Below are 18,757 nucleotides of genomic sequence, written 5' to 3' on the forward strand. Positions count from 1 at the left end.
GTCACCACCCGGCACATCCCCATGGCCTGCGCGTGTGCGGATAACAAGGTCTAGACCAAACGACCTAACTTCGTTGACTTTACCAATGGTCACCTGCAAGCTCCTCACCACCCGAGGAGGTTGCCCCCGTGAACAGACGCTCCCTTGCCGCCGTGGTCGGCACGCTCGCCCTCACCCTCACCGCCTGCGGCACCTCCGCCGGCCCGGCCGCGGCGCCGGGTGGCGGGCAGCTGACCGTGTGGCTGATGAACGGTGACCTGAGCGACCAGGCCACCGCCGCCGTGAACACCGCGTTCGAGAAGGCCACCGGCGCCAAGGTGACCGTGCAGATCCAAGAGTGGGACAACATCAACACCAAGATCAGCACGGCGCTCGCGCAGGACGACACGCCGGACGTGATCGAGATCGGCAACACCGACGTCCCGCTGTTCGCCGCGAACGGCGCGCTGGCCGACCTTTCCGGCCACCGCGACGACCTGGCCGCGGGCCAGACCTGGCTGCCCGGCCTCGCCGGACCCGCCACAGTGGACGGCAAGATCTACGCCGCGCCGCTGTTCGCCGGGAACCGCGCGGTGATCTACGACAAGCAGCTCTGGGCCGACGCCGGGGTCACCGCGCCGCCGGCGACGTTCGCCGAGCTCACCGCGGACCTCGACAAGATCAAGGCCAAGCACCCGGACCCGGGCTTCTCCGCCTTCCACTTCCCCGGCCAGTACTGGTACGGCGCGCTGCAGTTCGTCTGGGACGCCGGGGGCGAGCTGGCCACCGAGTCCGGCGGCAAGTGGTCCGGGGCGCTCGAGACGCCGGCCGCGCAGCGGGGACTGCAGGCGTGGAAGGACTTCCAGGCCGCCTACTCGACCCCCGCGTCGCGCAATGTCGACACCAAGGCACCCGACCAGGCCGCGATGTTCGCCTCCGGCGGTGCCGGAGCCATCCTGGACACCAGCGTGAACACCGTGCTGAAGAACAAGCCCGAGCTGAAGGACCGGCTCGGCACGTTCCCCTTCCCCAGCGCGACGCCGGGCAAGAGCCAGCCGGTGTTCCTCGGCGGGTCCGACCTCGGGATCGCGGCGAAGAGCAAGAACCAGGACCTCGCGCTCGCCTACCTCAAGGCCGCGGCGAGCCCGGCCGTGCAGCGGGACGCGATCGTCGGCATCGACGGCTGGACGCCGGTGTCGCCGCAGATCATCGACCAGGTGACGCCGACGCTGCCGCCGGTGCGGGCCGCGTTCTACGCCGCCGCGAAGTCGAGCGGCGCCACGCCGGCCACGGCGGGCTGGGCGACCATCGAGAGCGACAAGTCCGTCAACACCTTCTTCGCCGACATCGCCACCGGCCGCAAGTCCGTGGCGGACGCGGCCAAGGACTTCGACGCGCACCTGACGCAGGCGCTCAACGCCGGCCAATGACCGGGTGGGACGCCCGCGGTGGACTGCCGTCCCCTGACCGCGGGCGTCCCGCCCACCCCCATGGAGGAACGCCGTGAAGGTCCTGAAGCGGCCCGCGCCGGTCGCGCCGCCACCACCCGTACCCGCCCGGAAACGCCGCCGCACCCTGCTGCCCTACGGCCTGCTCGTGCCCGCGGTCGTCGTCCTCGGGCTGGTACTGGGGTATCCCCTGGTCCGGCTGGTGCTGATCTCGTTCCAGGACTACGGGCTCCGGGCGCTGTTCACCGGCACGGCGACCTGGGCGGGCGGGGACAACTACGCCGCCGTGCTCGGCGACGGCCAGCTGGTGCCCGTGCTGCTGCGCAGCGTCGGGTTCTGCGCGGCGCTGGTGCTCGGCACGCTCGTGATCGGCATGGCCGTCGCGCTGATGCTGCGGCGGCTCGGCCCCCGGATGCGGATCGCCGTCACGATGAGCCTGATCGCCGCGTGGGCGCTGCCGAACGTGGCGTCCACCTTGGTCTGGCAGTGGCTCTTCCAGCCGGGCTACGGCGTGGTGAACTGGCTGCTCTCTCAGCTGGGCCTCGGCGACTTCACCCAGCGGGACTGGACGACGACCCCGGCGTCGGCGTTCACGCTCGTGTGGCTGCTGGTGGTGTGGCAGTCGGTGCCGTTCGTGGCGCTCACGCTGCACGCCGGGCTGTCGCAGATCCCCCGGTCCTACTACGAAGCGGCCACTTTGGACGGTGCCGGCCCGTGGCGGGTGCACCTGACCATCACCTGGCCGTTCCTGCAACCGATCCTCGGCCTGGTCACGATCCTCTCGGTGATCTGGGACTTCACCGTGTTCAACCAGATCTGGATCCTCACCCAGGGCGGCCCCAGCCAGGGCACGACGACACTCGGGATCTGGACGTTCACCCGGGCCTTCAGCACCAACTCCTTCGGGCAGGGCGCGGCGATCGCCGTCGTCTCGGTCCTGCTGCTGCTGGCCATGACCATCGTGTACGTGCGCCGCCTGGTGCGGGCGGGAGAGGACTTCTGATGCGGGCACGGCGGATCGGCACCAACGTGATGGCAGCGCTCTTCTGCCTGGTGTGGGTGTTCCCGGTCTACTGGATGGTGAACACGGCGTTCAAGCCGCGCGGGGACATCCTGAGCCCGACCCCGCAGTTCCTCCCGCTGAACTTCACGTTGGACAACTTCGCCGACGCGCTCGCCAAACCGGGCTTCACGCGGGATCTCCTGAACAGCGTGCTGGTGACCGTGACGGTGGTGCTGCTGTCGATCGTGGTGGCGTTCCTGGCGGCGACGGCGTTGACCCGCTTCCGGTTCTTCGGCCGCCGCAGCTTCCTCATCGGCGTGCTGATCCTGCAGATGGTGCCGGTGCCCGCACTGGTCATCCCGCTGTTCCTCGGCCTGAAGAGCGCGCACCTGCTGAACAACCTGCTCGGGCTCACGCTCACCTACGTCGCGCTCGTGCTGCCGTTCACGATCTGGACGTTGCGGGGCTTCCTGCACGGGATCCCGGTGGAACTGGAGGAAGCGGCCATGGTGGACGGCGCGTCACGGGCCCGGATCATGCGCTCGGTGCTGCTGCCGCTCGTACTGCCCGGGCTCATCGCCACGAGCGTGTTCGCGTTCATCACCGCGTGGAACGACTTCCTGTTCGCGTACGTGATCATGAAGGACCAGTCCGGCTACACGCTGCCGGTGTGGCTGGTCTCGTTCAGCACCAGCACCGGGACCGACTACGGCGGCCTGATCGCGGCGTCCACGCTGTTCGCGCTGCCCGTGGTCGTGTTCTTCGCGCTCGTCCAACGGCACCTCGTCGAGGGCATGACCGCGGGCGCGGTGAAGGGCTAGTGCTCCCCCTCATCCCCCGGCCCGCCGAACTGGCGCGCCGCAGCGGGTTCTTCGCGCTCCACAACGGGGTGCGGGTCGTGGCCGGCCCGGGAGCCGGGCGGGCGGCGGACCTCCTGACGAGCGTCGTCGGGTCCGGCCACGGCCCGGAGATCCGGCTGGACCTGCGCCCCGGGCTCGGGCCCGAGGAGTACGAACTCGACGTCGCCGAGGACCGCGTCACGCTCGTCGCGACGCGGGAAGCCGGGCTGTTCCACGGGGTCCAGACCCTGCGGCAGCTCGGCGCGGACCAGTGGCCCTGCCTGCGGATCCGGGACCGGCCGAAGCTGGCCTGGCGCGGGGTGCTGCTCGACGTCGCCCGGCACTTCATGCCGCTGGAGTTCCTGTACGAGTTCACCGACCTCATCGCGCTGCACAAGTACAACGTGCTGCACCTGCACCTCACCGACGACCAGGGCTGGCGGCTGGAGATCGAGGGCCGGCCGAAGCTGACGGAGATCGGCGCGTGGCGCAGCGAGTCGATGGTCGGCGCGGCCGGCAGCACGCTCTTCGACGGCGTCCCGCACGGCGGTTTCTACACCCGCGCCGAGCTGCGCGGGCTGGTCGCCCACGCGGCCGCCCGCGGGGTACGGGTCGTGCCGGAGATCGACCTGCCCGGCCACGTCCGGGCGGCCCTGGCCGCCTACCCGGAGCTGGGCAACCACCCGGACCGGCCGCTGCCGGTGTGGACGGAATGGGGCATCAGCCCCGACATCCTCGGCATGCACGACGAGGCCCTGGACTTCTGCCGGGACGTCCTGACCCAGACCGCCGGGATCTTCCCCTCGCGGCACCTCCACGTCGGCGGGGACGAATGCCCGACGACGCAGTGGGAGACCGCGCCCGCCGCCCGGGACCGCGCGAGGGCGCTCGGGCTGGACGGCACGGCCGGGCTGCACAGCTGGTTCCTCGGTGAGCTGCACGGGTTCCTCGGCGAGCTCGGGCGTCAAGCCGTCTGCTGGGACGAGACGGGCCACTCGCCGGGCACGCTGCCCTCGGGAATGACCGTGGCGAGCTGGCGGGACGCCGGCCACGGCGCGCAGGCCGTCGCCCGCGGCCACCAGGTGATCATGGCGCCGCACACGTCGACCTACTTCGACTACCCGCAGACCGACGGGCCGGGCGAGCCGCCACGCGAGCTGGTGACGACCCTGGCCGACGTCCACGCCTACGACCCGTTGGCGGGAAACCTGCCCGTCGCGGACCCCGACAACGGCGGCCGGCCCGGCGTCGTCGGCACCCAGGCGCAGCTGTGGACCGAGCACGCGCCGACCCCCGACCACGTGCGGCAGCTGGCCTTCCCGCGGCTGTGCGCGCTCGCCGAGTCGGCCTGGTCCCCGGGCCCACGCGACTATGCTGGCTTCCAAGCCCGCTTGGCCGGTCACCTGGATCTGCTGCGCGCGCTGAACGCCCTGCCGAAGGAGCGCGTCCGGTTCCCGGGCGCGGTCCCCGTACCCCGAAAGCCGAGAACTTGACCGCAGACGCGCTCGGACCCGACCGGCCGCCCACCGCGAAACGGGACCGGGTCCGCCGCCACCTGCTGAACGTGATCGAGAAGGCCGGGCCGGGCACCGGGCTGGCCTCGGAACGCGACCTGGCCCAGGAGCTCGGCGTGTCCCGCCCCACCGTCCGCGCGGCCATCGACGAGCTGACCCGCACCGGGCTGCTGGTCCGCCAGCGCGGCCGCGGCACGTTCACCAGCCCGCACAAGGTCACCCAGGAGCTCGCCGGCACCGCCGCGGGCCTGGGCGTGCCGCCGGCCGAGGGGCACTGGACCAGCGGCGTCGTCGGGTTCACCACGGCGCCCGCGAGCCCGCCCCGAGCGGCGCGGCTGGAGATCACGCCCGGCGCGCCGGTCCTGCGGGTCACGCGGGTCCGCTACGTCGACGACGAGCCGATCGCCATCGAACGGCTGGACCTGCCCGCCGAGCTCGTCCCCGGCCTGGCCCCGGCCGACATGGAGGCCGGGAACTTCTACCGGCTGCTGCGGGAGCGGTTCGGCATCACCGTGGCCGAGGCGGAGCAGACGATGGAGCCGGCGGTCACCAACCCCGAACAGGCCGAGCTGCTCGACGTCCCGGTGTACGCGCCGATCCTGCAGGTCGAGCGGGTCACCCGGGACTCCGGCGGCCGGATCGTCGAGCTGACCCGGTCGGTCTACCGCGGCGACCGCTACCGGATCACCTCGAAGCTGCGGTTCGACGCCGACTCCGGCTGAGTCACTTCGCCCAGCCGAGCGGCCCGGAGAGCGCTTTCACCACGGCCGTCACGCGGTCCGAGGCGGTCTGCCAGCCGGTGTCGGCGGACTGGGCGCTGAGGACGACCACGACGTAACGCCGTCCCTCGACGAGCCCGCTGGTGTGCAGGTTGCGGCCCGGGTCGCAGCACGACCAGCCCTGCTTGACCGCCCAGTCGACGGCCGTGACCGCGCCCGGGATGCCGAAGAACTGGTCGAAGCCGTCGGCGCCGTGCTCGGTGGCGGCGTCCAGCGCGTGGAGCACCACCTGCCGGGTACCTTCCGGTGCCTGGTCCATCAGGTACTCGTAGAGCTTCACCAGGTCGGTGGCGGTGACGGTCGTGCCGCCCCAGTGCCCCGGGTCGGCCGGCGGACGCGTCGACCTCATGCCGATCCGCGCGGCCCAGCCCGAGACGATCGCGGGGCCGCCGAGCCGGGTCCACAGCCGGCTCGCGACGTCGTCGTCGCTGCGCGAGAGCATCTCCGCCACGACACCGGAGTCCACGCCCTGCCGGAGCGCCTCGAACGCGATCAGCAGCTTGACCAGCGACGCCGAGGTGTAGGTCGCGTCCGGCCGGTAGGAGACGAGGTCGTCACCGTTCTTCCGGTCGTGGACGAGCACGCTGACCTTGCCCGGCACCAGCTTCGCCAGCTCGGCACCCGAAGGCAGCTTGCCCTGCCCCTGGTCCACCGTCGGCGACGGCTTCGCCGGCGTGGTCTCCGGCGGCGCCGAGGTCGCCGTGGTCGCGACGCTCGTCGTCACCGGCGGCGCCGTCCCGAGCAGCGACGCGGACGCGGCCACCGGGCCGGGGGAACGCAGGGTCGCCGCCGCGATCAGCATCGCCGCGACCGCCCCCGCACACAGCCCGGCCAGCAACATGACGTTTCCTCGGTGCATACCGGCTGTTGTCCGGGCGCCCCGGTCGTGTTCGCCCGAGCGGGCCGGAATGTGGGATGCGTCTCACCCGGCCGTGAAATCGGGGACGCGGACGCACGTTCCGGACAACAAGTACCGTGACCAGAATCGTCGAACGGCTGGACCGGCCCGATCTGGCCGCGCGGGATCCGAAGCAGGTCTTCGCGCGGCTCTTCGACGAGTACGCCCCTCCCCTGCGCGGTTACCTCGCGGGCCGGGTGGGCGTGCACGCCGCCGACGACCTCGTGGCGGAGACGTTCGTCGTCGCCCTGCGAAGACGGGCCAGCTACGACCCGCGGCAGGCCCCGATCCGGGGCTGGCTCTACGGCATCGCCACCAACCTGCTGCGCAACCACGTCCGCCAGGAGGTGCGCGGCTTCGAGCTGACCGCGAAGGCCGGCGCCGAAGACCGCCCGGCCGAGAACCACGACCTCGCCGTGGCCGGCCGGGTCGACGCGGCGGCCCGGCTGCGCACCCTCGCCGGTGAGCTCGCCGGACTGTCCGAACAGGACAGAGACGTCCTGCTCCTGACGTCTTGGGCCGGGCTCGAACCGGCCGAAGTCGCCGAAGCACTCGGCGTCCCCGCCAGCACCGTGCGGTCCCGGCTGCACCGCGTCCGCCACCGCCTCCAGGCCCTGCTCGTCCCCACCGAGGAGAACACGCATGAATGAGCTCGACGAGACCCTCGAGCGGCTGCACCGGGACGCCCGCCGGGCCCCCGCCGACCTGACCGCGGCCCGCGCGAAGCTGATGGCGGAGCTGGACGCCGTCTCCGCGCCGGACGCCACCGTGCTCCCGCTGCGGGCGGGCCGCCGCCGGGCGCGCCGGTTCGCGCTGCCGGTCGCGGCGGCCGTCGCCGGGGTGGCCGCCGCGACCGTCGTGGTCGTGCAGTCCGGTTCGCCCGGTGCGCCGCCCGCCGGGCCGGACGTCCGGCTGATGTCGGCCACCGAGGTGCTCACCAAGGCCGCGGACCTCAGTGTGGGCGCGGTCGACCAGCCGCTCGCGCCCGGGCAGTTCCGCTACGTCGTCGAGCACACGTGGGTGACCAGCGGCGTGCGGCTCAACGGCACGACCGGCTACACCTACCTGTGGGAGCAGCAGATCCAGCGCTGGATCCCGGCCGACGAGCACGATGTCTGGCAGGAGAACCGCAAGATCCTGAGCACCGGGAAGTTCCTCGGCGGCACGGTGCCGCAGGCGCAGGCGCCCGAACCGGAGATCACCGACACCGACCAGGGCCAGTGGCAGGGCCGCTGCGGCGACTTCTTCCCCGCGTCCAAGCCGGCCAAGACGTGCGACGACCCCGCGGACTGGGACGGCCCCGCGTTCTACGCCACGCTCCCCCGCGACCCCGCGCAGCTGTACGCGAAGCTGCAGGACCTGACCAAGGTGCGCGGCTCGACGCCGGCCGTGCTGTTCCACTACGGCATCGAGATCCTCCGCAGCGGCATGATGCCCGCGTCGCTGCGGCCCGCGTGGTACCGGGCGCTGGCGATGATCCCGGGCATCCAGGTGCTCGCCGCCGAAACCAACCTGGATGGCCGGGCGGGCGTCGCGCTCGGGCTCGACGACCGGCACGAGCTGACCCAGCTCATCATCGACCCGGTGACCGGCCAGTTCATCGGCGAGCGGACGATCGCCGGTGCCCAGCCGAACGAGCCGTGGATCAAGCCGGGCACCGAACTCGGCGCCAGCGCCATCACCACGGCCGTCGCCGACCGCATCGGCGTCGCCCCGGCGAAGTAGCCGGCCTTGGTCACCGGGTGAGGGCGGCGTTCAGGTCGCCGTAGGGGATGCCGTCCGCCGTCGCGTCGTAGGTGCCTGCGGCCAGGAGTTCCGACGTCGCGCGGGCTGCGACTGCGTACGCGGCTTGGGCGATCGCCGAACCGAGGCTGATCCGGACGGCGCCCGCGGCGGCCAGCTCGGCCACCGAGGGCGCGCCCGCCCAGACCATCACCGCGACCGGCAGCGGGCCCGCCGCCAGCTCGGCGATGGCGTCCGGATCGGTCAGGCCCGGCACGAACAAGCTGTCCGCGCCCGCGGCCGCGTAGACCTCCGACCGGCGCCGGGCCTCCTCGAGACCGCCGGTGCCGGTCAGGTATAGGTCGGTCCGGGCGTTGAGCCACACGGGAATCCCGAGCGCGTCGGCCGCCGCGCGGGCCGCGGCCAGGCGCTCGGCCTGCGCCGCCTCGGCGAATAGCCCGGTGCCGGACCGGTCCTCGAGGTTGACCCCGACGGCACCGGCCCGGACGACCGCGGTGGTCGTCTCGGCGACGTCTTCGTACCCGCCCTCGATGTCGGCGGAGACCGGGACGTCGACCGCCGCGCAGAGCCGGGCCACGACGGCGGCGGACCGTTCCGCGCCGAGGCCGGCGCCGTCCGGCACCCCCAGGGACCACGCGACCCCCGCGCTGGTCGTCGCGATGGCCGCCGCCCCGGCGCCCGCGATCGCGACCGCCGACGCGACGTCCCAGGCGTTGGGCAGCAGCAACGGGTCCCCGCGCCGGTGGCTCGCGGCGAACGCCTTCGCCCGCGCGAGCTGCCCCTCGTTCACAGCGCGACGAGCAGTTCGTGGTCGAGTTCGACGAACTCGACGACCATGCCGGCGAACCGCCCGGCGATCAGCTCCCGGTAGGCCGCCGACCCGGTGTGCGCGTCGTAGGCGGCTTGGTCCGCGAAGTGCTCGACGAACAGCAGGTAGTCCGCGCGGGCCGGGTCGCGGTAGACGCGGAAGGACAGCGTGCCGTCCTCGGCGCCGGGGCCCTTCGGCGCGAACTCCTCGACGAGCGCCTCGGCCTCGGCCTGCTTGCCGTCCTTGAGCTGGATGGGGAAAACCTTGGTGAGCAACGGAAAATCCTCGTTCTCGATGACTGACGAAGACCATCTTGGAGCGGCGCGCGCGCCGGGTCCGGCCACATCCGGACACGGCCTCGATGTCCGGATGTGTCCGGCGCCGCCGTCGCGGCACGGCTATACCTGGGTCATGACCACGTATTCCGCCGTCGTCACGACCGGGATCTACTGCCGGCCCGGCTGTGGTGCGAGGCCGCTCGCGAAGAACGTCCTGACGTTCGAGCACGCCGCCGCCGCGGAGGCCGAGGGGTTCCGGGCGTGCCTGCGCTGCCGTCCCTACCGGGTGGCCGGGCCGGTCACCTCGGACGCGCCCGAGCTGGTGTGCCGGGCGGTGCAGCTGGTCATCGGCGGCGCGCTCGACGACGGCACGGAGGCCGCGCTCGCGGAGCGGGTCGGGCTGTCGCCGCGGCACCTGCGCCGGCTGTTCCTGCAGCACCTCGGCGCGAGCCCCGACCAGCTGGCCCGGTCGCGGCGCGCGCACTTCGCCCGCCGGCTGCTCGACGACACCGACCTCACGGTGCTCGACGTCGCGTTCGCGTCCGGGTTCGGCAGCCTGCGGCAGTTCAACCGGACCATGCGGGAGGTGTTCCGCGCGGCGCCCTCGGACCTGCGCGAGCGCCGCCGCCGCGCGGACCGCCTGGTCGCCGACGGCGGGCTGCCGCTGCGGCTGCCCGTGCTGCCCGGCTACGACTGGGACGCCGTCCGCGGGCTGCTCGCCGCCCGCGCGGTGCCCGGCGTCGAGGCGGTCGACGGCGCGGTCTATCGCCGCACGATCACCGTCGAAGGCGCGCCGGGGGTGCTGGAGCTGTCCCCCGGCGACGGCGGGCACCTGCTGCTGCGCGCCCACCTGCCGTACTGGGAGGGCCTGATCCACGTCGTCGACCGCGCGGCGCGGCTAGCCGGGACCGACGTCGACCCGGGCCCGGCCGTCGCGGAGCTGGCCACCGATCCCGTGCTGGGCCCGCTGGTCCGGGCGCGTCCCGGGCTCGCCGTCCCGGGAACGTGGAGCGCACTGGAGGTCGGCGTCCGGGCGCTGGCGGGCGCTTCCGGAGTCCGGACCGTCGTGCAGTCACTGGGCACGCCGGTGCCGGGGCTGCCCGGCGGCCTCACACACACCTTCCCACCGGCGAGCGCGCTGACGGCCACGGCCCTGCACGACCTCGGGATGCCCCGCGCGGACACGATCGCGGCGCTGGCGAAGGCCGCGGACCACCCGGCGCTGGGCGAGGGAACCAGCCTGAGCGCCCTCGAAGCCGTACCGGGCCTCGCCGAAGGCCTGCGCCACGACCTGGCGTTCCGGCTGGGAGTCCGCGACGCGTTCCCCAGCACCGACCCGGCTTTGCGGTCGGCACTCCGACGGCTCGGCACGCCGGGGGCGACGAGGTGGCCCGCCCTCGCCGCAGCCCACCTACTGGCCGCGGCCGGCCCGGGTGGCCAGCAATGAGGGTTGGAGCGGACCCACTTTGGTGAGCTGCCGGTTCCGGTTGGCGGCCTGTGGTCGCCGGAGCTGGCGCGGCTGCCGATCATGGTCTGCCGCGGCTGGTCGTGAGTGTTTAGAAGGGTTAGAACCCTCCTAAACACTCACGACCGGTACCGGGGTCGCGCATGTGACGTCTAGTGCGGCGGGGGTTGGCCTGCCCAACGCTGGTCCGCAGGAGCCGCCGATGAGGGGGCACGGCTCGGGCCGTACTACCGTCGGGGTGTGAGTTTCTCCGCGGGCGGATCGTGTTAGCCGTTCTGCTGGTCGCGGTGCCGGTGGGGGTGCTCATCGGGACCGTCGGGGTCGGCGGGGTGGTGCTGCCGCCCGCGCTCGTCGGGCTAGGTGGGCTCGACGTGCACGCCGCGGCCGGGACCAGCAGCTGGGCGTTCCTGTTCACCGGGATCGTCGGCACCCTCGGGTACGCGCGCCGGCAGGCGATGCCCTGGCGGTTCGGCGGGCTGCTCACCCTCGGGGCCGCGCCCGCCGCGGCCGCCGGGGCGCTGGTCAACGGGCTGCTGCCGGCCGCGGTGCTGTGGCTGGTGCTGGCCGTGGTGACCGCCGGGTCCGGCGCCTACAACCTGTGGTTCCGCATGAAGACGTCCCGGGTGCGGGAGGACCTGCCCGTCGCCGCCACCGTCGGGATCGGCGTGGTCGTCGGGTTCGGTTCGGCGCTGACCGGGACCGGCGGGCCGGTGCTGCTCGTCCCGGCCCTGCTGGCGCTCGGCGTGCCCGCGCTGACCACCGTCGCGGCCGGGCAGCTGATCCAGCTGCCGCTCGTCGGCTTCGCGACGCTCGGCTACGCCGCGCACGGGTCCGTCCACTTCGGACTCGGCACGCTGCTGGGCGTGCTGGCCGGGCTCGGCGCGCTGCTCGGCACGCAGCTGGCGCACCGCCTGCGCCAGCAGCACCTCCACCGCGTCGTGTCGGCGGCGCTGGTCGTCTTCGGCGCGTTCCTCTTCGTGCTGGCGGCCCGGAGCTAGGACGTCAGGCGGACGCAGCACCGGCCCGGCCGCGGGTCGGGGCGCGCGGTCAGCCCGTCCGGGCCCGCCGCGGCCAGCATGCCCTCCACCAGCGCCAGGCTCATCGCGCAGACCAGCCCCGGGTGCGCCCGGGCCAGCCGGTGGAACGGGCAGTTCCCCAGCTCCACCTCGCCCTCCCCGGCCCGGGGCTCGAACCCGTGGGCCTCGAGGACGGCGAAGACGTCGGACGCCCCGGCGCCCCGCTCCCGCCCCAGTTCGCGCGCCCGCCGCGTGAGGATCTCCCGCGGCGAGCCGCCGGACTCGCCTGCCTCCTCCACCGCCGTCGCCAGGAGGTGCCCGGCCAGCTCGTAGTCGCGTTCCGGCAGCGAGACCGTCACCTGCCGGTCCGAGCGGCGGTAGAGCTTCGCCGGGCGCCCGGCACCCGGGCCGGTGCGGCCCGTGCGGCGTTCGTGCCCGACGTCCAGGAGCCGTTCGTCCACCAGGCGGTCGAGGTGGAACGCGACGGTCGCCCGGGGCACACTCAGGGCGGCGGCGACGTCGTCGCGGCTCACCGGCGCGGGCTGGCGGACGACGTAGTCGTACAGCCGGCGGCGGGTGGGCTCGTCGAGGGCGGCGGCCGCGGCCAGCTCACCGGCCTGGGCTTCGTGCATCACAGCACTCTAAAACAAATAACCGTTGACGAAAACCCGGGCGGCCTTCTAACATCGGTACAACTTGGTTTTAGAAGGAAGGGGCGCCCCGTGACCGTCGACCCCATGAGCGAGCCGGTTCCCCTCAGGCACCTCGGCGTCGTCCCCGACCGCGACGACTTCGACCTCCACGCGGCCGAGCGCGCGGTCGCCGACCTGCTGCGGGCCCTGGGCAAGGACCCGACGTCGGAGCACCTCGGCGACACCCCGCGGCGGGTGGCGAACGCCTACGCGGAGATGCTGCGGCCGCGGGACTTCAAGCTCACGACGTTCCCCAACGACGAGGGGTACGACGAGCTCGTGCTGGCCAAGAGCATCCCGGTGCAGTCCCTGTGCGAGCACCACCTGCTGCCCTTCCGCGGGGTCGCGCACGTGGGCTACCTCCCGGGCGAGCGGATCCTCGGCCTGTCGAAGCTCGCCCGGGTCGTCGAGCTGTTCGCGCGCGACCTGCAGGTGCAGGAGCGGCTGACCAAGCAGGTCGCCGACTGGCTGCAGGAACACCTCGCGCCCAAGGGCGTCGGCGTGGTGATCGAGGCCGAGCACCTCTGCATGTCGCTGCGCGGTGTCCGCGCGACCGGCGCGCTCACCGTCACCTCGTCGCTGCACGGCCTGCTGCGCGAGGAACCCAAGACCCGTCAGGAGTTCTTCGCCCTGACGGGGGTCAACGCCTGAGTCAGTTCCGGCGGTGGCGGCCGCCCGGGCCCGCTTCGATCGCCTGCACCCGGGTCACCAGGTCGCTGCGCCGGGCGCGGCGCGCGTACTCCAGCAGCGCTTCCACCTGGGCCTCCGGCAGCCAGCCCTGGTCGGCACCGATCTCCAGGCGGAGCAGGTGCGTGACCAGCTCGCGGGAATCGTCGTCGCACTCGCCCGCCAGCTCCGCGAACCGCAGCGCCGCGTCGGCCGCGCCGTCGCACCAGGCCGTCATCGCCAGCAGCGTCGCGGTCGCGGTCAGGATGTCACCGCGGTGGACGCCTCCTTCCGCGGCCAGGTGCTCGGCCAGCTGGAAGCTGTGGGTACCGACGCCGCCCGCCCCTTCCTCGCGCACCGCTCTCGCGAGCGCGTGGATCTGCTGCGTGACGTAGTCCCCGCTCGAAAACCCCGACATGCCGTCCCCTCCACCCGCACCAGGTCCCGTGCGGCCCGTGCGGTCACACGACAGGTGTACTCCATCCGTGGCCAGATACGTCGGATGCCCCACCGGTTTTCCCCCGACTGGCCGGTGAATCACCCCGAACGCCCTGGTTCGTTCCGCCGCTGCGACACGTAGACCGCCGCCGACGTCCGCCGCTCGACGCCGAGCTTGTGCAGCACCGAGGATACGTAGTTCTTGACCGTTTTTTCGGCCAGGAACAGCCGCTCGGCGATCTGCCGGTTGGTCAGGCCCTCGGCGACCAGGTCGAGCACCCGCCGCTCCTGCGGGCTGAGCTGCTCGTACCGCGGATCCGGGGCCGAGACCGTCTCCCCCCGCAACCGGTTCATGACGGACGCCGTGAGCGTGGCGTCCAGCAGCGAGCCGCCCACGGCGACCGTGCGGACGGCGTCGATCAGCGACCGCCCGGAGACCTGCTTGAGCATGTACCCGGCCGCGCCGGCCATGATGGCGCCGAAGAGCGCGTCGTCGTCCGAATAGGACGTCAGCATCAGGCAGGCCGGCGGCGGCTCGACCGTCGAGCGGATCTCGCGGCACACCTCCACGCCCTGGCCGTCCGGCAGCCGGACGTCGAGGATGGCCACGTCCGGCCGGACCTGCGGGATCCGGACCAGCGCCTCGGCCGCCGTGCCCGCCTCCCCCGCCACTTCGATGTCCTCCTCGGATTCGAAGACGGTCTTCAGCCCGGTGCGGACCAGCTCGTGGTCGTCGAGCAGGAACACCGAAATCGTCATCTTCCATTCCCCTGTCCGCCGGCAATCCGGGCCGGCAGTTCGGCGGTCCATTCCAGCCGGGACCCGCCCCCGTCGGCGGGCAGCAGCGCGCAGCCGCCGCCCCACCGTTCCGCGCGGGCCGCCAGGTTGGCGAGCCCGCTGACCCGCCCGGGTCCCTCGGGCGGCCCGGTGCCGTCGTCGCGCACCACCAGGTTCAGGCGCGTGCCGAGCGTGTCCACGGTGACGTCGACCGAGCACGTGGTCGCCCCGGCGTGGCGGGCGACGTTGGTCAGCGCCTCCCGCAGCGACGCGATCAGGTCGGAGCGCACCGCGTCCGGCACCGCGGCGTCCAGCGGCCCGTCGAAGCCGACGCGCGGCTCGAAGCCCAGCGTGTCCCGGGCGTCGACCGCCACGCGCAGCAGCTCGGCGCGCAGGCTTCCCTGGGCCTGCGCGGGCGCCTGCAACGAAAAGATGCTGTTGCGGATCTCCCGGATCGTCCCGTCGAGGTCCTGGGCGAACCCGGCGACGCGCGCCGCGACCCCCGGGTCGGCGATCAGCCTGCTGACGCCCTCGAGCCCGAGCCCGGTCGCGAACAGCCGCTGGATCACCAGGTCGTGCAGGTCCCGCGCGATCCGGTCGCGGTCCTCGAAGACGGCGAGCTGCTGCCGGGCCTCCTGCGCCCGGGAGAACTCGACGGCCAGCGCGGCGTGCCCGGCGAACGTCTCGGCCAGCTGGACGTCGGCGTCGGTGAACGGCGAGCGGTCGCGGAACTTCGCCACCAGCAGCACGCCGAGGGTCTCCTCGCCGACGAGCAGCGGCACCGAGATCGCCGAGTCCAGGTCCTTGATCATCGCGGGCATCGGCCCGGCGCGGTCGCGCTGCTCGTTCTGGACGTGCTCGCCGTAGTCCCGCACGACGATCGGGCGGCGGGTGGTGAAGGCGATCCCGGTCGCGGTGCCCTCGGTCGGGATGGTCAGGCCGGTGAGCCGCTCGGAGTCCTCCCCCGGCGGCTCGACGACGTCGAACACCAGCAGGCCCGGCCCCGCGGGCAGGGCGATCGCCCCGCCGGTGCCCCCGGCCACGACGCGGGCGCGTTCGGCGATCAGCCGCAGCGTCTCGCGCAGCCCCTGGGAGCTCACCAGCGCCTTGGTGACGTCGTAGGAGGCTTCGAGCCAGCGTTCGCGGCGGCGCATCCCGTCGACGAGCAGCGCCTTCTCGACGGCCATCCCGGTCGCCGCGGTCAGCGCGCCCAGCACCTCGCGACGCCGGCCGCCGAGGCCGTCCTCGCCGGGTTCGATCCGGAACGTGCCGAACACCTTGGGCCCGGCGCGCACCGGGATCTCGACGACCCCGTCGTTACCGTCCGCGGCCTGGCCGTACTCCGCCACCCCACCGTCGGGTCCGATGACCTCGAGCCGGCCGTGGCGTGCGCCGACCAGGTCGCACACCGTCGTCACCGCGCGCCGCAGCAGCGCGGGCATCTCCAGCTCCCGCGCGATCCCGGCCACCGCGGCCAGGATCGCCGGCATGCCGATTTCGTCCGCCACTTCCCGTTGACTCCGCTGGCGTCGCCCACTCCCGGGGGTATCCCCGGGCCGTCAAGGGTCCCACAGGTGACTGCCCGTGTCGGCCCATGCCGGTTCGTCCATCCGGTGGGTCGCTCGGTGACATGACCTTGTTACTCGGCGGCACAAACCATGCGGTGACCGGTGATGGTCTCGACCGGGATCTGCAGGAACCGCCGTCCCGCCTGGGAAGGACAGGGGCACAGGCAGGCGATTTCCGCGGCCGAGGCGTCCCGGAACTCCCCCGCCCGGCCGAGCAGGCTGACGAACCAGCCCGCGCCGAGGTCGTCGGCGAACTCGTCGGCTTCGAACGCGACGACGGCGCCCCGTGCGCCGGCGTAGAGCGGGCTTCCGTCGGGAACGGCGAACACGACCGCGTCCCCGACCACGGTGAACCGCACGGGACGGACGGCGGGCATCGCGCGGTGGGTGAAGATCACCCGGCCCAGGCTCGCCGTGCGCAGCAGCGCGAGGCACTGCGCCCGGTCGAGCAGGAGGCCGAAGCCCACATCGTCAGCCATCTCGTCCCTGTGTTTCTCCTGTGAAAACCCCGGCTACCAGCGTGATCCGTAGCGGCAGGCGGCCGATAGGGCCGTTGGACCCACCCCCGCGCCACCCCGGGTACGAAACACACGGGCCGGAGCCGTCCGCCAGTGCCGAAAGACCCGGGTCCGCACGGGCGCCCGGCACGTGTGGCGGACACGCACCGCGACCTACGGTTCTCACCGTCCGTTGCCGGCCCGTGTCCGAGGGGAGAGTGAGGCCGATGCCGCCGCAACCCGCCGGGGGTGACACCCCACCCACGGCGACGTTCGCCCTCGACACCGCGCTCGTCCGGCAGGCCGTCGGCGGCAACCGGGCCGCGGTGGCGGGACTGCTGCGCGAACTGCGGCCGCTGGTGCACCGCTACTGCCTCGGCCGGCTCGGCAGCTGGCAGGACGGCTCGTCCGACGCCGAGGACTGCGCCCAGGACGTGCTGCTCGCGGTCGTCCGCGCGCTGCCCGGCTACCGGTACGAGCTCGACGGGTTCCTGCCGTTCGTCTTCGGCATCGCCGCACACAAGGTCTCCGACTTCCACCGCCGCCGCGCCCGCGACCGCACCAGCCCGGTCGCCGAGCTGCCCGCCGGGCGCAGCGAGGGCGCGGAGGCCACCGACCCCACGGGGGAAGAGGTCGAGCGCTCGGCCGCGCTCGACTGGTCGTCCGGCCTGCTCGACACGCTCCCGCCGCGCCAGCGCGAGATCCTGGTGCTGCGCATCATCCTGGGCATGACGGCCGAGGAGACGGCGGTGGCGGTGGGGCTGAGCAGCGCGGGCGCCGTCCGGGTCGCCCAGCACCGGGCCCTCACGACGCTGCGTCGCAACCTGCGGGCGAAGTCCTCCTCTTGACCGCTCCCGCCGATCCCCGACAGGACCCCGGATGCTCTACCGACTCCACCCGCCGGCCACGGTGACCTGGTGCGCCGCGCCTGGCGGCACCCTCCGGCTCGGCCCGGCCGGCCTGGACGCGCTCGCGTGGGCGCCCGCCGAGGAGCTCGGCTTCACCGATGACCTGCTGCGGATCGCCCTCCGGCACGGCGTGCCGTCGGGCACCGGCCTCGTCCTCGACGTCCGGCACACCCTGGACCTGGGCCGGGCCGACGCCCTGCGGCGCAACCAGGCCGTCCTCGACGAGGCCCGCGCGGAACTCGCCGAGAGCGAAAGCATGCGGGTGGTCGAGCAGCTCTACCCCGGGTCGTACGAATGGGGCGCGCAGCTCGACGAGCGCGCGCGGGAGACCATCGAAAACGTGGCCCGCAAGGCCGAAGCCGATCTCACCGAGGTGCTGGCGGCCCCCGTGCGGCCCGAACTGGCCGAGCACTGGCGGCGGCTCGGCGGGCACGACCCGGACTGAGCGCGTGCGATCATGCCCGGGTGCCTCCGCTGCTGATCGTCGTCGGCGGGCTGCCGGCGTCCGGGAAGACCACCGTGGCGACCGAACTGGCCCGCCGCACCGGGTTCTCCTACCTGCGCGTCGACACGATCGAGCAGGCGATCGTCCGCAGCACGCCGCTGACGAACCCGGTCGGGCCGGTCGGATACGTCGTCGCCTACGACGTCGCCGCGGACCTGCTGCGGACCGGCGTCAGCGTGATCGCCGAGTGCGTGAACTCCCTGGCCGTCACCCGGGATGCCTGGCGGGACACCGGAACCGCCTGCGGCGCGCGGGTGCTGGAGACCGAGATCGTCTGCTCAGACCCGGCGGAACACCGGCGCCGCGCGGAAACCCGCGACACCGGCATCCCCGGCCACGTGCCGCCGACGTGGCGGCAGATCGTCGACCGCGAGTACGAGCCCTGGACCCGCGACCGCCTCGTCGTCGACACCGCCGCGCTCTCGAGCGGCGAGGCGGCCGCGCTCATCGCGTCGGCTGCCCGGCCCTGACGTCGTCGTCGAAGGCCGCGCCCGGAATGACGATGCGGGTGTCGTGATATGTGGCGGCGCCCGATCCCGGGAATGTGATGCTGGGACCGGAGGGCGTCCGGCGGGCGCGATTGTGACCAGTCTGCGACGATCTGGCCGGCAGGCATTCGAGCCGCTTCACTGAGGGATACGGCTGCCGGTTCGGATCGGTTCAAGGAATTTTCCGCGGGTTTCGACACACCCCCGGATGCTGGACAACCACCCGGTCAGGGGCCCAGGATGACCGCCGTCACCCAGTACTTGAGAGCGCAACCAGCGTACACGCACGACTACCGCGCGTGACGCACCCGCGAGCCGCTGCGGGCGCGATGCGCGCACGCCTGTTTTCGCGCGTGCCATTCTTCGACCATTCTTGGTGACCATTCACGACCGCATCCGATTACGGAAACGGAAACCGGCCCTGACGGTTCGTGATTGCCGGAAACAG

21 protein-coding genes are annotated in these 18,757 nt (G+C 73.1%); 13 read left to right on the top strand and 8 right to left on the bottom strand.

Annotated elements, in window-relative coordinates; genetic code table 11:
• The first annotated feature begins 128 nt into the window (after positions 1-128).
• The 5 genes from VA596_RS36130 to VA596_RS36150 all read left to right on the top strand — a co-directional run bounded on the left by VA596_RS36130 (position 129) and on the right by VA596_RS36150 (position 5,505).
• On the top strand, positions 129-1,409 hold the full coding sequence (locus VA596_RS36130; RefSeq protein WP_323333209.1) for an extracellular solute-binding protein: 1,281 nt from the start codon (positions 129-131) through the stop codon (positions 1,407-1,409).
• Between the two features lie 73 nt (positions 1,410-1,482).
• Positions 1,483-2,430, top strand: coding sequence for a carbohydrate ABC transporter permease (locus VA596_RS36135; protein WP_323333211.1), 948 nt, complete (start codon positions 1,483-1,485; stop codon positions 2,428-2,430).
• Positions 2,430-3,251 carry a carbohydrate ABC transporter permease gene (locus VA596_RS36140; RefSeq protein ID WP_323333212.1) on the top strand — a complete coding sequence of 274 codons (822 nt, stop codon included), beginning with the start codon at positions 2,430-2,432 and terminating at the stop codon, positions 3,249-3,251. The genes VA596_RS36135 and VA596_RS36140 overlap by 1 nt, the downstream gene beginning before the upstream one ends.
• Positions 3,251-4,762 (top strand): beta-N-acetylhexosaminidase, encoded by a 1,512-nt coding sequence (locus VA596_RS36145; RefSeq protein WP_323333214.1) that lies wholly within the window; start codon positions 3,251-3,253, stop codon positions 4,760-4,762. Before VA596_RS36140 ends, VA596_RS36145 begins: the two co-directional genes overlap by 1 nt.
• Positions 4,759-5,505 (top strand): GntR family transcriptional regulator, encoded by a 747-nt coding sequence (locus VA596_RS36150; RefSeq protein ID WP_323333216.1) that lies wholly within the window; start codon positions 4,759-4,761, stop codon positions 5,503-5,505. Before VA596_RS36145 ends, VA596_RS36150 begins: the two co-directional genes overlap by 4 nt.
• Before the next feature lies 1 nt (position 5,506).
• On the opposite strand, the gene VA596_RS36155 is transcribed toward VA596_RS36150, so the two are convergent.
• A complete protein-coding gene (locus tag VA596_RS36155; protein WP_323333217.1) occupies positions 5,507-6,403 on the bottom strand; it encodes a serine hydrolase in 897 nt (298 codons plus the stop codon).
• Positions 6,404-6,537: 134 nt separating this feature from the next.
• On the opposite strand from VA596_RS36155, the gene VA596_RS36160 reads away from it, so the two are divergent.
• Positions 6,538-7,110, top strand: a complete 573-nt coding sequence (locus VA596_RS36160) for an RNA polymerase sigma factor (RefSeq protein ID WP_323333219.1) — start codon at positions 6,538-6,540, stop codon at positions 7,108-7,110.
• Complete coding sequence (locus VA596_RS36165; protein ID WP_323333221.1) at positions 7,103-8,185, top strand: CU044_5270 family protein; 1,083 nt, start codon at positions 7,103-7,105, stop codon at positions 8,183-8,185. The genes VA596_RS36160 and VA596_RS36165 overlap by 8 nt, the downstream gene beginning before the upstream one ends.
• Before the next feature lie 10 nt (positions 8,186-8,195).
• Here VA596_RS36165 and VA596_RS36170 read toward each other — a convergent pair whose 3' ends face one another.
• The gene (locus VA596_RS36170) at positions 8,196-8,993 is read right to left on the bottom strand and encodes an isocitrate lyase/PEP mutase family protein (RefSeq protein ID WP_323333223.1); all 798 of its coding nucleotides are present in this window, start codon (positions 8,991-8,993) and stop codon (positions 8,196-8,198) included.
• Positions 8,990-9,286 (bottom strand): putative quinol monooxygenase, encoded by a 297-nt coding sequence (locus VA596_RS36175; protein ID WP_323333225.1) that lies wholly within the window; start codon positions 9,284-9,286, stop codon positions 8,990-8,992. The genes VA596_RS36170 and VA596_RS36175 overlap by 4 nt, the downstream gene beginning before the upstream one ends.
• A gap of 136 nt (positions 9,287-9,422) precedes the next feature.
• On the opposite strand from VA596_RS36175, the gene VA596_RS36180 reads away from it, so the two are divergent.
• Positions 9,423-10,736, top strand: coding sequence for a helix-turn-helix domain-containing protein (locus tag VA596_RS36180; RefSeq protein WP_323333227.1), 1,314 nt, complete (start codon positions 9,423-9,425; stop codon positions 10,734-10,736).
• 281 nt (positions 10,737-11,017) lie between these two features.
• On the top strand, positions 11,018-11,752 hold the full coding sequence (locus tag VA596_RS36185; protein ID WP_323333229.1) for a sulfite exporter TauE/SafE family protein: 735 nt from the start codon (positions 11,018-11,020) through the stop codon (positions 11,750-11,752).
• On the opposite strand, the gene VA596_RS36190 is transcribed toward VA596_RS36185, so the two are convergent.
• Complete coding sequence (locus VA596_RS36190; protein WP_323333231.1) at positions 11,749-12,402, bottom strand: helix-turn-helix transcriptional regulator; 654 nt, start codon at positions 12,400-12,402, stop codon at positions 11,749-11,751. The genes VA596_RS36185 and VA596_RS36190 overlap by 4 nt on opposite strands.
• Before the next feature lie 105 nt (positions 12,403-12,507).
• Here VA596_RS36190 and folE point away from each other — a divergent pair, with 105 nt between their 5' ends.
• Positions 12,508-13,113, top strand: a complete 606-nt coding sequence (gene folE, locus VA596_RS36195) for a GTP cyclohydrolase I FolE (protein WP_323333695.1) — start codon at positions 12,508-12,510, stop codon at positions 13,111-13,113.
• A gap of 1 nt (position 13,114) precedes the next feature.
• Here folE and VA596_RS36200 read toward each other — a convergent pair whose 3' ends face one another.
• The 4 genes from VA596_RS36200 to VA596_RS36215 all read right to left on the bottom strand — a co-directional run bounded on the left by VA596_RS36200 (position 13,115) and on the right by VA596_RS36215 (position 16,390).
• The gene (locus VA596_RS36200; protein ID WP_323333232.1) at positions 13,115-13,546 is read right to left on the bottom strand and encodes a hypothetical protein; all 432 of its coding nucleotides are present in this window, start codon (positions 13,544-13,546) and stop codon (positions 13,115-13,117) included.
• 119 nt (positions 13,547-13,665) lie between these two features.
• Complete coding sequence (locus VA596_RS36205; RefSeq protein ID WP_323333233.1) at positions 13,666-14,325, bottom strand: response regulator transcription factor; 660 nt, start codon at positions 14,323-14,325, stop codon at positions 13,666-13,668.
• On the bottom strand, positions 14,322-15,833 hold the full coding sequence (locus VA596_RS36210; RefSeq protein ID WP_323333697.1) for a GAF domain-containing sensor histidine kinase: 1,512 nt from the start codon (positions 15,831-15,833) through the stop codon (positions 14,322-14,324). The genes VA596_RS36205 and VA596_RS36210 overlap by 4 nt, the downstream gene beginning before the upstream one ends.
• A 149-nt stretch (positions 15,834-15,982) precedes the next feature.
• Positions 15,983-16,390, bottom strand: a complete 408-nt coding sequence (locus VA596_RS36215; RefSeq protein ID WP_323333235.1) for a pyridoxamine 5'-phosphate oxidase family protein — start codon at positions 16,388-16,390, stop codon at positions 15,983-15,985.
• A 245-nt stretch (positions 16,391-16,635) separates the two neighbouring features.
• Between VA596_RS36215 and VA596_RS36220 the strand changes: the two genes are divergently transcribed.
• Genes VA596_RS36220 through VA596_RS36230 form a run of 3 tightly spaced genes read left to right on the top strand, consistent with a single transcriptional unit; the run spans position 16,636 to position 18,291 of the window.
• On the top strand, positions 16,636-17,256 hold the full coding sequence (locus VA596_RS36220; RefSeq protein ID WP_323333236.1) for a sigma-70 family RNA polymerase sigma factor: 621 nt from the start codon (positions 16,636-16,638) through the stop codon (positions 17,254-17,256).
• A gap of 31 nt (positions 17,257-17,287) precedes the next feature.
• Entirely contained in the window at positions 17,288-17,761 is a 474-nt protein-coding gene (locus VA596_RS36225; protein WP_323333238.1) for a hypothetical protein, read from the top strand.
• A gap of 20 nt (positions 17,762-17,781) precedes the next feature.
• A complete protein-coding gene (locus VA596_RS36230; protein ID WP_323333240.1) occupies positions 17,782-18,291 on the top strand; it encodes an AAA family ATPase in 510 nt (169 codons plus the stop codon).
• Positions 18,292-18,757 lie beyond the last annotated feature (466 nt).

Origin of the sequence: Amycolatopsis heterodermiae (assembly GCF_034929455.1) — a bacterium.
Taxonomy (GTDB): domain Bacteria; phylum Actinomycetota; class Actinomycetes; order Mycobacteriales; family Pseudonocardiaceae; genus Amycolatopsis; species Amycolatopsis heterodermiae.

Coding starts and splice junctions, on each gene's coding strand:
- VA596_RS36200 (WP_323333232.1), bottom strand. CDS start 13,546: ATGTCGGGGTTTTCGAGCGGGGACTACGTCACGCAGCAGATCCACGCG.
- VA596_RS36205 (WP_323333233.1), bottom strand. CDS start 14,325: ATGACGATTTCGGTGTTCCTGCTCGACGACCACGAGCTGGTCCGCACC.
- VA596_RS36180 (WP_323333227.1), top strand. CDS start 9,423: ATGACCACGTATTCCGCCGTCGTCACGACCGGGATCTACTGCCGGCCC.
- folE (WP_323333695.1), top strand. CDS start 12,508: ATGAGCGAGCCGGTTCCCCTCAGGCACCTCGGCGTCGTCCCCGACCGC.
- VA596_RS36140 (WP_323333212.1), top strand. CDS start 2,430: ATGCGGGCACGGCGGATCGGCACCAACGTGATGGCAGCGCTCTTCTGC.
- VA596_RS36210 (WP_323333697.1), bottom strand. CDS start 15,833: ATGCCGGCGATCCTGGCCGCGGTGGCCGGGATCGCGCGGGAGCTGGAG.
- VA596_RS36165 (WP_323333221.1), top strand. CDS start 7,103: ATGAATGAGCTCGACGAGACCCTCGAGCGGCTGCACCGGGACGCCCGC.
- VA596_RS36190 (WP_323333231.1), bottom strand. CDS start 12,402: ATGCACGAAGCCCAGGCCGGTGAGCTGGCCGCGGCCGCCGCCCTCGAC.
- VA596_RS36225 (WP_323333238.1), top strand. CDS start 17,288: ATGCTCTACCGACTCCACCCGCCGGCCACGGTGACCTGGTGCGCCGCG.
- VA596_RS36215 (WP_323333235.1), bottom strand. CDS start 16,390: ATGGCTGACGATGTGGGCTTCGGCCTCCTGCTCGACCGGGCGCAGTGC.
- VA596_RS36155 (WP_323333217.1), bottom strand. CDS start 6,403: ATGTTGCTGGCCGGGCTGTGTGCGGGGGCGGTCGCGGCGATGCTGATC.
- VA596_RS36220 (WP_323333236.1), top strand. CDS start 16,636: ATGCCGCCGCAACCCGCCGGGGGTGACACCCCACCCACGGCGACGTTC.